10 protein-coding genes and 1 pseudogene are annotated in these 14074 nt (G+C 64.3%); 8 read left to right on the top strand and 3 right to left on the bottom strand.

Annotation, left to right across the window (positions count from 1 at the left end; translation table 11 throughout):
* On the top strand, nt 1-1302 hold a 1302-nt coding region (locus ACFWAY_RS25060; protein WP_378512539.1), incomplete at its 5' end, for a pyridoxal-phosphate dependent enzyme.
* Nucleotides 1303-1717: 415 nt separating this feature from the next.
* Nucleotides 1718-3004 carry an aminotransferase gene (locus tag ACFWAY_RS25055; RefSeq protein ID WP_378512538.1) on the top strand — a complete coding sequence of 429 codons (1287 nt, stop codon included), beginning with the start codon at nt 1718-1720 and terminating at the stop codon, nt 3002-3004.
* 790 nt (nt 3005-3794) lie between these two features.
* Here the strand turns inward: ACFWAY_RS25055 and ACFWAY_RS25050 are convergent.
* Nucleotides 3795-3959 (bottom strand): annotated as a pseudogene (locus ACFWAY_RS25050) (thiamine pyrophosphate-binding protein); the annotation flags it as partial.
* A gap of 53 nt (nt 3960-4012) precedes the next feature.
* Nucleotides 4013-4498 (bottom strand): Lrp/AsnC family transcriptional regulator, encoded by a 486-nt coding sequence (locus ACFWAY_RS25045; protein WP_378512537.1) that lies wholly within the window; start codon nt 4496-4498, stop codon nt 4013-4015.
* 259 nt (nt 4499-4757) lie between these two features.
* Here ACFWAY_RS25045 and ACFWAY_RS25040 point away from each other — a divergent pair, with 259 nt between their 5' ends.
* The 5 genes from ACFWAY_RS25040 (at nt 4758) to ACFWAY_RS25020 (ending at nt 10575) form a co-directional block, all read left to right on the top strand.
* The gene (locus ACFWAY_RS25040) at nt 4758-7091 is read left to right on the top strand and encodes a pyruvate dehydrogenase (RefSeq protein WP_378512536.1); all 2334 of its coding nucleotides are present in this window, start codon (nt 4758-4760) and stop codon (nt 7089-7091) included.
* A gap of 19 nt (nt 7092-7110) precedes the next feature.
* Nucleotides 7111-8214: a 2-oxo acid dehydrogenase subunit E2 gene (locus tag ACFWAY_RS25035; RefSeq protein ID WP_378512535.1), complete on the top strand. Its 1104-nt coding sequence runs from the start codon at nt 7111-7113 to the stop codon at nt 8212-8214.
* Nucleotides 8215-8478: 264 nt separating this feature from the next.
* Nucleotides 8479-9903, top strand: a complete 1425-nt coding sequence (gene aspA, locus ACFWAY_RS25030; RefSeq protein WP_378512543.1) for an aspartate ammonia-lyase — start codon at nt 8479-8481, stop codon at nt 9901-9903.
* A 2-nt stretch (nt 9904-9905) separates the two neighbouring features.
* Nucleotides 9906-10106, top strand: coding sequence for a hypothetical protein (locus ACFWAY_RS25025; RefSeq protein WP_378512534.1), 201 nt, complete (start codon nt 9906-9908; stop codon nt 10104-10106).
* Between the two features lie 217 nt (nt 10107-10323).
* Complete coding sequence (locus tag ACFWAY_RS25020; protein WP_378512533.1) at nt 10324-10575, top strand: DUF3263 domain-containing protein; 252 nt, start codon at nt 10324-10326, stop codon at nt 10573-10575.
* Between the two features lie 889 nt (nt 10576-11464).
* On the opposite strand, the gene ACFWAY_RS25015 is transcribed toward ACFWAY_RS25020, so the two are convergent.
* Complete coding sequence (locus ACFWAY_RS25015) at nt 11465-12823, bottom strand: MmgE/PrpD family protein (RefSeq protein ID WP_378512532.1); 1359 nt, start codon at nt 12821-12823, stop codon at nt 11465-11467.
* Nucleotides 12824-13193: 370 nt separating this feature from the next.
* On the opposite strand from ACFWAY_RS25015, the gene ACFWAY_RS25010 reads away from it, so the two are divergent.
* A complete protein-coding gene (locus tag ACFWAY_RS25010) occupies nt 13194-14021 on the top strand; it encodes an IclR family transcriptional regulator (RefSeq protein WP_378512531.1) in 828 nt (275 codons plus the stop codon).
* Nucleotides 14022-14074 lie beyond the last annotated feature (53 nt).

Genomic DNA, 14074 nt, shown 5'->3' with positions numbered 1-14074 from the left:
CACGCGGGAGCTCAGGACGGTGTCGTGATCACGGCCGCGGAGACGAGGGACTCGACCCGCTCGGGCTACACCGGGAAGATGGGATGCGGGCGGTGCGGAGCGGTGGTCTCCGACCGGCACGCAATCGGTGGCTGCCGCTCCTGCGGTGCACAGGGTGTCCCGGTCAACCTGCACGCCCAATTCGACGCCTATGACCCGGTTGCTTCTGCCGAGCGGGCTCAGCCCGGCATCTTCCGGTGGCGGGCCGGTTTCCCGATCGAGCCGTCCACCCCCGCGATCAGTCTGGGCGAGGGCGATACTCCAGCGGTGCGCTCCGATGCGCTCGCCGACCTTCTCGGTGTCGCGTCCGTGGTGGTCAAGGACGAGACCCACAATCCGACCTCGTCGTACAAGGATCGTCTCGCTGCGGTGGCTGTCACCAAAGCGGTTGAGGTGGGGGCGCGGACCGTCGTCGTCGCCTCCACGGGCAACCACGGCGCCGCGACCGCGGCGTACGCGGCGAGGGCAGGGCTCGACTGTGTCGTCCTTGCTGCCCGTACCGCGTCAGCGCTGATGGTGGAGCAAATGCGCGCGTACGGTGCCCGGGTCATCGCGCTCCCCACCATTCCGGACCGCTGGACGGTGATGAAGGCCGCGGTCGAGGAGTTCGGCTGGTTCCCCGTCTCGGGTTTTCAGAGTCCGGTGGTGGGCTCACCGCCGTTCGGAATCGAGGGCTATAAATCCATTGCTTTCGAATTGCACGAGAAGCTCGCTGCGACACCATCGCTGGTGATCGTGCCCACGGCCTACGGCGACGGTCTTACCGGGATATTTCGGGGATTCGAGGAACTGCGCGCCGCGGGACACATTTCGAACGTGCCCCGCATGATCGCCGCCGAAGCGCTCGGCGCTCATGCTCAGGCGCTCCAGGCGAACAGTGCCGATCTGGTACCCGAGATCGAGCGACGACCGACGCTGGCCTTCTCCGCGGGAACCCCTGTCGGCACCTACCAAACGCTCGCGACATTGCGGCTCAGCGCCGGCTCCGCCGTCGGACCGATCACCGACGACGCGATCCTGAGTGCCCAAGCCGTGTTGGCCCGTGAAGTCGGGGTCTTTGCCGAGACCACGTCCGCCATGAGCTTGGCTGCCGCCGTACAACTGCGCGAGGACGGAGCCTTGAGCGCGGCCGACGAGCTCGTGCTCGTGATCACCTCGAGTGGCCTCAAATCGGCCACGGAAGCCGCCGCGCATCGGGCGGACATACCGACCATTGAGCCGGAACTGGATGCGTTGGTTGCGGCCTTGGCATCTGGTGTATGACGCGGTGCGCCACCCCTGGATCGGCAGTGCTCTTGCGTGAGTTCCTTCCCGGGGAGTCAGGAATGACACTGCTGGTAGGGACCTACGCCGCGCCTGCCATCCATAATTCACCCGAGCCGATTACCTCTGCTTGAGCGTGGTCCACAAGGTCGTCAACTCACAGGGTTCCTACCAAATCGGACCTGCGATGACACGTGCTTGACGATGAGGGATGCGGGTTGGCGGTCGCCGAGATGGTTGCTTGAAAGACGTTGCACGAGTGGAACTCCGGCCGGTTCGTCCGGCCGGAGCCGCGGCCGAGTCGTGGCCTCGGGTCCGTGATCAATGTGACGGGTCTGGTTGCGGGTCCGTAGCTTTCTCGGCATCTGCCGTCGCCCCACTCATCGAACTCCTCACCACCCGAAGGAAGCCGTTGATGTCCACGCCCCTGCACGATCTCGCCCTCCGCGATCTGGAGGTCGAGCTTGCCCGGTACCGCGCCGACTACGCGGCACTCAAGGCCCAACAGCTCGCTCTTGACATCACCCGGGGCAAGCCGGCACCAGAACAGCTCGACCTGTCCGCAGCGATGCTCGCCCTACCCGGGGACGGTGACTACGTGATCGATGGGATCGACTGCCGAAACTACGGTGATCTCGCCGGCTTGCCCGCGCTGCGTGAGCTGTTCGGTGAGGTGCTCAATATCGCACCCGCGAACCTGATCGCCGGTGGCACCTCGAGTCTGGAAACGATGTATGACGTCCTGTCGTTCGCCTGGATCCACGGTACCGGCGAAACGGGCGCACCCTGGTCCTCCGATCCGGTGAAGTTCCTGTGCCCCGTGCCCGGCTACGATCGGCATTTCGCCATCACCGAGTCGTTCGGCATCGAGCTGATTCCGGTTCCGCTGCTCTCCGATGGCCCCGACCTCGCTACGATCCGCGAGTTAGTCTCCGCGGATCCTCACATCAAGGGAATATGGTGTGTTCCCACGTATTCCAATCCGAGCGGGGTGACCTACTCCGAGCAGGTCACCCGCGACCTGCTGAGCATGGAGACAGCCGCCCCCGATTTCCGGATCTTCTGGGACAACGCGTATGCGGTTCATCCCTTGACCGACGATGCCCCGCCCGTTCTCGATGTCCTGAGTATTGCTCTGCGGGCCGGCAACCCCGAACGGCCGTACGTGTTCGCCTCGACCTCGAAGATGACTATCGCCGGAGGTGGAGTGAGCTTCTTTGCTGGCTCCGCCGGGAACGTCGCGTGGTACCTGGGTCATCTCTCGCGTAAGCGCATCGGGCAGGACAAGGTCAACCAACTGCGACATGTTCGGTTCTTTGTCGATGCCGCCGGTGTTAGCGCCCACATGCGCAAACACCAGCAGATTCTCGCACCGAAGTTCGACCTGGTGACTTCCACACTGCAGCGGGAATTGGGTAACTCAGGCATCGCGTCGTGGACGCAGCCGTCCGGAGGTTACTTCGTCAATCTCGAAGTGTTCCCGGGCACGGCCAAGCATGTGGTGGCCCTGGCACACGCGGCCGGCATCACACTGACCCCCGCCGGTTCGGCCTTCCCGTCCGGCGACGATCCCCGGGACAGCCACATCCGGTTGGCCCCAACCCTGCCCCCGGTGCAGGAGTTGCGTCTTGCCGTCGAGGGTCTGTGCACCTGCATCCGATTGGCGGTCGCCGAACACGTACGCAGCAACAGCCAACGCTGACGCATTACAGCAATCCCCGTCGGCGTAACCCGCCATGACCTGTAGCGTTCAGTAATTATGTTGCTGCACACCAGTTGTTCGTGAATAACCTGGCAGCAATCTGATGCTGTATCAGGGTCTTGGACTTACCGGCGGGGTTCATCACGTTATGTACATGGCTTTCGCCGGGGGAGTCGACGGATGAAGTGCGCACATGGCGGCCTGCTCGGTGAAGTCGAACGCAAGTACGGTTGGGCCTTGGCCGAGGCGGCCGGTGATGCGGGTCTGGAGGGTATCCAGCGGCTGCTGTCACTCCTGGGCCGATACCCAAGAATGCCTCCTCGGCGACCGCGCGGGTGGCCTTTGAAACACTACCGGCTTCGAAGATGGAGGGTACCTGCTCGTCGAGAATGGTTCCGGTGCCGCTTAGTTCGAGGTTCGCGCTCCGCCGGTCTGCCGGAAGGTCTCTTCCATCATGGGCTGCGCGAGAACGAGTGTGGCCCTGAACTCGATTTCTCCAGTTGCCTGCCGCCTGGCATTTCGGCCTGTCCGGTGGTTGGTCCAGGGCCCAGGTAGAAGGGTTCACGATCGGCCAACGTGTGCCAGCGTAGGCAGCTACCGGCCCGGCGTTACGAGGACGAGTAGCGGTGAGAGCGTGCCATTCACGTGGTGCCGTCCGTGTCGGGGTAGGTGCGGCGCACGGTATCGCGTGAGACACGCTAGCCGGTGAGATCAGCGGCTAGCGTGGACGACAGGTCGGGGATCGCGGAGTGCGTCGGTCACCACTCGGTTGATCTGCTCATGGTGATGTGGAGATGTCGGCCTCGTGGACTGCGTCTGTGCCGATCAGCCGACGGGCGACCCGACCTGTGATTGCGACGACGGGGACGGAGTGCATTCGAGTGTCACCGAGCGGCATGACGAGGTTTGGCGGGCCGGGACCGGAGGTGGCGATGCAGACCCCGACCCCGCCGGTTGTCTAGGCGCAGGTGGCGGCGTAGGTCCTTGTCCGTACCGGGCCAACACGTTTCACGACTGAATCACGAGCTGCCTCAGCAGAGGCGCCAGCCTGTAGTCGACCAGCTTGCGCATGACGAGCGCTGTGGTCGTCTGTTCAACTCCGTCGATGTCGAGGATCCGGCCGGCGATGCGGTAAAGGTCATCGGCGTCGCGGGCGACGACGTGGACGAGAAGATCTGTGACGCCGCTGAGTCCGTGTACCTCGACCACCTCGGGGACACCGTCGAGAGCATCGGCAATCTTTGAGAGTTTGCGCTGGGTGACGCTGGTCAGGATGAACGCGGTGAGCGGGTAGCCGAGGGCGCCGGGGTCGATACGTCGTTCGAACGAATGCAGCACGCCCTGCTTCTCGAGCTTGGCGAGCCGTGCCTGGACCGTGTTGCGGGACAACTTGGTCTTCTCCGCAAGCGCGATGACAGTTGCGCGAGAATCCTCGTTGAGTGCGACCAGGATGCTGGCATCAATAGAATCGACAGTGGGTGTCACGTTGGGCATTTCGCCCACCTCCAGGGTGTAGTGAGCGGTCAGCGGTTCGCAGAATGCTGAAGATTCGCAGTGGGCATTGCCGAAAGTGTATGCCAATGGTGGACTTGTAGGCGTTCTGCACACAGAACACGTACGACATCGCGGCACAGCCCGAGCGCGGGAGTCCGGTCCGGAAAGGTCCGTCTGCCGTCACCGACAGTCGACCCGGCTCACCAGCGGGGTAGGACCAGACTCGGTGCCAGGAACTCACAGTCAAGGGATACGACTCATGCACGGCACTCAGACGGTCGAAACCACCACCGCAGCAGGACTGTCCACACCCGATGCGCTCAATGAGATCGAGCGTCGGGTGTTGTGGTTGTCGATGTCGATGATTCATCACGCCAACCGGGTTCGCCCCAACCCCACGGGCCTCAAGGTCGGTGGTCATCAGGCGTCGTGTGCGTCGATCGCGACCATCATGACCTCGCTCTGGTTCGAGCAACTCCGCCCGGGTGACCGGGTGTCGGTCAAGCCCCACGCGTCCCCGGTGCTGCACGGCATCAACTACCTGCTCGGCGAACTGGACGAGAAGTATCTGACGACGTTGCGCGAGTTCGGTGGGTTGCAGTCGTATCCGTCCCGGTCGAAGGATCCTGATCCGGTGGATTATTCGACGGGGTCGGTCGGGATCGGTGCGACGGCCCCGATCTGGGGTGCCATCGCCCGTCGCTACGTCGACACCGCGATTGGCGGCGCCGGGACGGGCCGGCAGTACTCGCTCGTCGGGGACGCCGAGCTGGACGAGGGTGCGGTGTGGGAGGCGATCCTCGATCACTCGGTCGCCGAACTCGGTGAGATCGTGTGGATCGTCGACCTGAACCGGCAGTCCCTGGACCGGGTGGTGCCGAACATCGCCGCCGGCCGGCTCGAAGCCATGTTTGCGGCCGCCGGGTGGCAGGTGCTCACCGTCAAGTTCGGGACCCTGCTCGAATCGCTATTCACCCGCCCGGGTGGGCCGGCGCTACGGACCCGGATCCTGGACATGCCCAACCCCGAGTACCAGCGACTGCTGCGATGTGACGCCGAGCAGGTGCGGGACCGGCTGCCGGGAGCGGGGGCGGATGCGATGGCAATTGCCGCCCTAATCGCCGGACTCGACGACGACACCCTGCTCGCGGCGATCCGCAACCTCGGCGGCCACGACCTCGACGCGCTCCGCGCCGCCTATGGGCAGATCGACGACACCCGTCCCACGGTGATCATCGCCTACACCATCAAGGGCCGCGGCCTGCCCACCCAGGGGCATCCGCAGAATCACTCGTCGCTGCTGACCGTGGAACAGTACGAACAGCTCGCCGCCGAACTCGGCATGGACCCGGCGAACCCGTGGGCCCGGTTCGCCCCGGACAGCACCGCCGGCCGGGTCTGTGCCGCCTCCGCCGAATGGCTCACCCGTGAACCCGTCGACCTGGCAACCCCGCCTTCGGTGCCGGCCGATATCGGCCGCACCCCGTCGGGCACCTCCACGACCCAGGCCGCTTTGGGTCGTGCGCTGCTGGATCTGTCCCGGGAGGCCCCGGACGCCGCGAAACGGGTGGTCACGGTCAGCCCGGATGTCAGCTCCACCACGAACCTAGCGGGCTGGCTGAACAAGGTCGGGGTGTGGTCACCGAACGAGCGCCGCAATTGGTTCGCCGACGACGCCGAGACGATCATGCACTGGCGGGAGAAGCCCACCGGGCAGCACATGGAACTCGGGATCGCGGAGACGAATCTGGTCGGGTTGATGGGTGAGCTCGGTGCCACGTGGAGCCGGTGGGGGCAGCCGCTGTTCCCGATCGGGGTGATGTACGACCCGTTCGTCGAACGCGCCCTCGAGCCGTGGTCGTACGGCATCTATGCGGGTGGGCAGTCGATCCTGGTTGGCACCCCGTCCGGGGTGACCCTCGCCGCGGAGGGCGGCGCGCACCAGTCGATCAAGACCCCGTCGATCGGATTGGAGCAGCCCGGGTGCATCAGCTACGAACCCGCGTTCGCGATCGATACCGAGTGGACGTTGCTCGACAGCATCTCCCGGTTGGGCCGCCCGGACGGCTCCTCGTCGTATCTGCGCCTGTCGACCCGCCCGGTCGATCAGACCCTCGCCGCCGTCCCCACCGACCCCGCCGCGCGGGAACGTCGCCGCCGGCAGGTGGTCGCCGGCGCGTACACGCTGCGGCACACCGACAAGCCGGCGGTCACGTTGGTGGGGATGGGTGCGGTGATCACCGAAACCCTCACCGCCGCCGACCGGTTGGCCGAGCAGGGGGTCGCCGCGGACGTCGTGTGTGTCACCAGCCCGGGTCTGCTGTTCGAGGCGGTGCAGGCCCGCCGCGGGCTCGCCGACGGGCCGTCGTGGATTCTCGACCAGGTGTTTCCCGCGGATCGGGCGGCGCCGATGGTGACCGTCCTCGACGGGCACCCGCACACCCTCGCGTTCCTGACCGGCATCAACCACGTCCCCGGGGCGGCACTCGGCGTCAGCAAGTTCGGGCAGGTCGGCTCCCTCGACGACGTGTACCGCTACCACGGCATCGACACCGATGCCGTCGTCCGCACCGCACTCAACCTCGTTCACTGACTAGAAGAGACCAATGCCGATGTCTACAAACATCACCCATGTTAGCGTCACCGTCACGTTGCCCTCGCTCGGTGAGAACGTCACCGAAGCGACCATCACCCGCTGGCTCAAATCGCGAGGCGACCGCATCGAAGAAGGGGAGCCGCTGCTCGAGGTGGCCACCGACAAGGTAGACACCGAAATCCCTTCCCCCGCAACTGGTGTTCTCCTTGACATACTCACCGCCGAAGACACCCTCGTCGAGGTCGGAGGCGCGCTGGCCCAGATCGGGCCGGACGAGAAGGTGGTGAGCGTGGCGGCGGCGCCACCGGCTCCCACCACCACACCGACACCGGTGTCTGTGCCGGCACCAGCACAGACACCGGCCCTGATCCCAGCACCAGCACCGGGACGCTCGTCTGATGCTCGTTCGGACCGGGTGGAGAAGCTGCCGCGGATCCGCCGGACCATCGCCCGGCGGATGCTCGAATCCCTACAAGAGTCGGCGCAATTGACGACCGTCGTCGAGGTCGACGTCACCGCAATCGCTCGGTTGCGTAACAGTGAGAAGGCGGAGTTCCACGCCCGGACCGGGGTGAAACTCTCGTTTCTGCCGTTCTTCGTCGCTGCCGCGGTTGAGGCCCTCGGCGAGCACCCGGTGATCAACTCATCGCTGAACGACGACTACACGGCGGTCACCTACCACGGCGGGGTGCACCTTGGGATGGCCGTCGACAGCGACAAAGGCCTCATGGTTCCCGTCATCCGCGACGCCGACACGATGCGCATCCCCGACCTCGCCCGTGCGATCGCGGGCGCCGCGGACAACGTACGGTCCGGAAAGGTCCGCCCGGACGATTTGTCCGGTGGCACGTTCACCATCACCAACACGGGCAGTCGCGGAGCCCTGTTCGACACCCCGATCATCAACCAACCGCAATCGGCGATCCTGGGCCTCGGAACCGTCGTCGAACGCCTCGTCCCCACCCGCGGCGACGGTGGTGCCCTGCAGATCGAAGTGCGGTCGATGGCGTACCTATCGCTCTCCTACGACCACCGCATCGTCGACGGCGCCGACGCCGCCCGATACCTGACGACCGTCAAGCGCCGACTCCAGAACGGCTTTTCGGTAGAAGAGCGGTGATGGTCGCCCCACATAGGCGCCGTTCATCCTTCGGCGCTCGAACTGTGGAGGGTCCCGAACCCGGGTAACCCGCCTCTAAATCCTCGCTCTCGCCTCTAGAGACTCGCCGGAGGCGAGAGCGAGCACCATCGCTACCTGAGCTGTCGAAACACCGCATCACTCATAGAAAGCTGCCTCATGGCATATCTCGGCACGAGCGATACCACCTCCGCCGCACCAGCGGCACCCGACGACCACACCGGCGCCCTGCCGGCGACGCCGATTGTGGTAGGCACCCGCATCGAACACGACCTGCTCGGCGATCGCGCCGTCCCGGCCGACGCGTACTGGGGCGTGCACACCATGCGCGCGGTCGAGAACTTCCCCATCACCGCCATCACGATCGGCACCTATCCCGACCTGATCACCGCACTGGCCTGTGTCAAACAGGCTGCTGCACTGGCCAACCGAGACCTCGGCCTCCTCGATCAAGACATCGCCGACGCGATCGCACAAGCGTGCATCGAGATCCGCGACGGCGGACTGCACGACCAGTTCGTGGTCGACGTGATCCAGGGCGGCGCCGGAACCTCGACGAACATGAACGCCAACGAGGTCATCGCCAACCGGGCACTCGAGCTCCTCGGCCACCGCCGGGGCGACTACCACCGCGTCCACCCCCTCGACCACGTCAACATGGGCCAAAGCACCAACGACGTCTACCCCACCGCGGTGAAGGTGGCGGTGCAATTCGCGTTGCGTCGCCTGCACACCTCGATGCGCGAGCTGGCAACCGCATTCGGCGCCAAGTCCGGCGAATTCGCGGACGTGGTCAAGATGGGACGCACCCAGCTCCAAGATGCCGTCCCGATGACCCTGGGTCAGGAGTTCGGCACCTACGAGATCATGCTCGGCGAGGACGCCGACCGGCTCCTCGAGGCCGCGGCCCTCATCCGCGAGATCAACCTCGGCGGTACCGCGATCGGTACCGGCCTCAACGCCCATCCCCGCTACGCCGAACTCGCCTGCCGGCACCTGCGGGACACTGCCGGTATTCCCGTGACCACCGCCGTCGACCTCGTCGAGGCCACCCAGGACGTCGGCTCGTTCGTCCAGGTTTCCGGCGTGCTCAAACGCACCGCGGTGAAACTGTCGAAAATCTGCAACGACCTGCGGTTGCTCTCCTCCGGTCCGCGCGCGGGATTCTCCGAGATCAACCTTCCGCCCGTCCAGGCCGGATCGTCGATCATGCCCGGCAAGGTCAACCCGGTCATTCCGGAGATGGTCAACCAGGTCGCCTTCGAGGTAGTCGGCAATGACGTGACTATCTCCATGGCCGCCGAGGCCGGCCAACTCCAGCTCAACGCGTTCGAGCCGATCATCGCCCACAGCCTGTTCCAGTCGATCACCCACCTCGACCGCGCCTGCCGCATTCTCGCCGCGCGGTGCATTGCCGGGATCACCGCCAACACCGACCACCTCCGGCAGACCGTCGAGCACTCCATCGGAGTGGTCACCGCATTGAACCCCTACATCGGGTACGCCGCCGCGACCAGCGTGGCCGCCGAGGCCCTCGCCTCCGGCCGTAGCATTCCCGCTCTCGTCACCGAACGAGGCCTGCTCGATGCCGCGCAGATCGACCGCATTCTTGAACCGGCCAACCTCATCCGGTCGGTCGAGATCGAAACCACCACCACCCCAAGGACCTGAGCATGGAGTTCTCCGTACTCGTCTATGGCCAGATCGAACACTTCGAACCCGGACACACCGCCTCCGTCGACGCCGCCGGAAACCTCCACGTCCTCGACCACCACCGGCAAGTGGTGCGGACCTGTGAGGCTGGCTCCTGGATCCTGCTGCCCGGCCAGACCCGCCAACACCTCGCCGAGCCCGCGGTCTCGGCTAGTCGGTGATCGGCTCCATGATCCCCGAGTTCCCGGCACTCACCGGCGCCGACGACCCCAGACCAGCGCGGTCGAGACTGGCCGGCCCGCCCCGACGACATAGATGGCCCACCACGGCGCCGCCCCGCCCGACCCGCGACCCCGCACACGCTTGATCGTCTTCTCGACCCGGCCAACCAGCCCGGGTCGTGTAAATCTGCCAGCACAGCAACAAGGACTTCGGCGCATGAACAACGACCAAAACAGCAACTACATGTTGACCTTCGCCAAAAAGTGGCGGCATTGGGGTGGCGGGTCCGCCGAAGATATCGTCGTCGAATTCGGGCTCTCACCAACCGAGTATTTCCGGCAGTTGCAGACACTGCTCGACGAGCGCAACGGTGCGTCCGCCAACCTTCCGCTCGCCCTACACGAACAACTCAAACTCATCTGTCAGGACCGACTCCGCACCGCACGGAGTCAACCACGGGCTCACTAAAAAGAGGCGTTGCTCGGCGCGCGGCATTCGCCGGGATGATAAACACGAGGTGCTGCCGTCCAGGCGCGAACTGGCGCACCCCGGATGCCTGTGCGACGGCGAAGACCTCAACAGCGAATGGCAGTTTGGTTTTCACCCAACTGGACTTCGAGGTGTGTACCCGGTTGAACAACATGTCGAGGTACTTCAGCGACCTTTCCGCTGCTGAGATGTTCTTACTCGTCATAATGACTGACGGTTACAGAACGAAAAGAATTACTGGACCTTCACCGATTCGGAACTGATGATTTCAAGCATGCCTTCACAGAAACATGGCGCGCCCACCAAGACCGAGGCCGCCATCGACACCGAGACTCGCAACTCCGATTCACTGCCTCCCCGTGAAGATGTGGTTGGTGACAATCACGCACGGATCCGATGGTGTCGCCACGACACTCGCCCCTGAACCGATCTAGCGAACCATGGTCGCTAGTGCCGCGTCAGGCAACGCTTGCCTTTATTGGCGATCTCATGAAAACGTTCGTCGGCGCCGTGCTTGTTTCGCCAGATGATTGTCACCAGTCTGCCCGTCGAGGCCGTGTCCGGGGTGCGATGGAGAGCGCCCTCGTGAGGCCAGAGCTGGTGCGCTTGGCCAAGATCCGATGGTGCATCAAGCGGCTACCGGAACTGAAAGGCGTTTTTGGACTGGACCATTCGGAGGGAGTTCCCGGCTCAGCTGGCGCGCCACCACGCTACCCTGGTCCCCGCCGTGAGATTCGTTCGATCAGCGGTCCAACTGGGACCAACCCAGGTGACCACACTCAGCAGCGAGTGGTCGCTCGCTGGGTATTAGTTCGCGCTCACTTACGGTGGGAATTCGTCCGTCTCCGCGCGGCCGGTTGCTGAAAGGTCAGTGGAAGGCGCTTGCGCTGCTGATCTGGGCGGGGACCCGCCCGGCAAGGAGCACTTCTCGGACTGGGCTCGACCAATCACCCAGCATCGAACGCAGTCGTTCGGATCCTCGTTCACCTATTGATGACTCCACGAGCGATCGGAACTTCTCATCGATGTCACTCTCACCCATCGCGGGTCCGACTGCTGTGACTGGACAACGGAGTTTGCGTCCATCCGCGGCGATGAGGCTCACAAAGCCCATCTCGTCAGCCCGCAGCTCGTGTGCGTTGTCGGTTTTGAGGACTTCGACCTGGACGATGCCCATGATCTGCTTGAGTTCATCTGTCACCGCGACGTCGATCAGATCGCGCGCCGCGATTGCGCCGCGAGTCAGGTGCATCGCCACAGCGAGTTGCAGACTGAGATGACGCTCCAGTTCACTGTCCGGCGTCGCGTGATTGACGTTGCGGGTAACCTCTCTGGGCAGCTCGAACAGGATGTGGCGAAGTGGAGCATGGTCGAGACGCTCCCATCCCTCGACGAAACCCCGTATTGGTCCGAGAGCGTTACCGCAGCAGCTGTGCGGCTTGTAGTAGATCTGAGACGGCCGGTGTTCGGGGTACGCGGGCAAGCGCAAATCCGCTGCCGCGGCACCACCAATAACGCGTAGAAAACCCAATTGACCATCGAGCGCCTCGAGGCCGCCGGCTAGGCCTGCTGCCGCCAGCGCGGCTGCCTCGTAGCCGACGCGCGCGGCGTTCGCCGGGATGATCAAACACGAGGCGCTGCCGTCCAAGGCGAACTGGCGCACCCCGGTTGCTTGCGCAACGGCGAAGTCCAGAGCATGCGCGGTGGAGACCTCGTCCAGTCGAAGGAGTCGCGCCGCGGCAGCCGCGGCAGTGAGTGCACCAATGGTGCCGGTCGTACAGAAACCGTGCTGGTAGTGGCCGGGGTTGACTTGGCGCCCCAGGGACATACCAAAGACGAGAGCGGTTGCGACTGCATCAGTCACATCGCCCACCGTGGCGTTGCTCAGCCATCCGGCAGACAGCCCGGCTGCAATGGTTGGTGCGCCCAGGTGACCCCAGGTGTCCCAGTCCCCATCATCGAGCTCGAACGCGTGGGCCTGTAGTGCGTGCAGGTATGCGGCAGATGCAGCGTGCAGCCTCGTAGTCGAGTGGCCGAGGGCCGGCACCTCACCGGAGATGGCGGAGATTGCGGTGACTGCGCGCGCAGCACTGTGGTCGGAGCCTGCGATCGAGCAGCCGACGAAGTCGACGAGCGACAGGTGTGCGCTGGTGAAGGTGTCGGCAGCTTCGGCCCTGGGTGACGCTCCACAAATCCATTTGACGACGTCGAAAGTGGTGGTTGACATCTAACGGTTCTCCTTTGCTGGATCTCGCACTCGCGGAGGCCTTTCGCTTTCCGAGTTCATCGTTTCCGCCTACGCATGCCGGCACCCTCTGGCACGGGGACGTCGGTCGTTCCGGCCCGCGCGAACGGTTTCCGTCGACGGCACCATTTCGGAGCCGGGAAATACGAATTGTCTGCGCGTGCCGATTATCGGAACATTTAGTTCTGGATCAGAATCGATGCATCGATTCTGTTTTAGGGCGGCACGGCCGAGGGTCTGATCGTAGCAATAGGAAAGTTCTTTGGATATGCGAAAACAGTCGAATTTCGGCGGGTTCGGCACCCTTGACAACGCGGTGATCCGCGACACATCATAGGTACCGATATGCGCTATGCCACTCCGATTATCGGAATACGAGGTTGTGGTGAATAGTCCGAACAGGGATCTTCTCCAGTCCGTCGAGCGTGCGGTCCGTGTTCTCGACTGCTTCGGACCCGACACGCCGACATTGGGGGTAGCCGAGATTGCCCGGCGATTGGGGCTCGGTAAGACGGTGACCTTCCGAATCGCTCAGACTCTCGTTACAACGGGTTTGCTCGAGCGTGAACAGGACGGCAGATACCGGATCGGTTTGCACGCCTTCGAGATCGGTAGCCAGTTTCAGCTTCATCAGGTGCTCGAGGAAGCCGCGCTCGGACCGTTACGTCAGCTCGCTGCGCGTCGTTCCCACACTGCCTACCTTGGGGTTCTACGGGACCGATACATCACCTATTTGTCCACGGTCGAAGGAGCCGGGCCGATACAGATCCGAGCGACACCGGGTACCCGGACGTACGCCCATGCCACTGCACTGGGCACAGTGCTTCTTGCGCACCTGCCGACAGCCGAAGTACGGGACCTGCTGTCCCGCGAGCCCCTGGAGCGACCGTCTCCCAACACGGTGACCGACATCGACACGATCCTGTCCCGACTGGAACGCACAAGAGAAGCTGGATACGCGATCAACAGTGGCGAGCTCTACGAGGCGACCGGGTCGATCGCGGCGCCGGTCTTCGGCCCTTCCGGTCGACCTGTTGCTGCAGTCAGCAACGGGTTTGCTATCGGCCTGGTGAGCGCGACAGAGCTGCAGGAGATGACACGCGAGGTCATGGATTGCGCAGCCCAGATCAGCAACGCTTTCGTCGGACAGGAACGCAGAACCAACCGAAAAGCGCTGTGATGGACTAGATCCCAGGCAAGTCGGAACACGTCCGGACAGCCGCACGTGGGACG

The organism is Rhodococcus sp. NPDC059968 (assembly GCF_042738615.1).
GTDB lineage: Bacteria > Actinomycetota > Actinomycetes > Mycobacteriales > Mycobacteriaceae > Rhodococcus_F.
The sequence above is the reverse complement of the archived record's forward strand: the minus strand, read 5'-3'. Positions and strand labels throughout refer to the sequence as shown.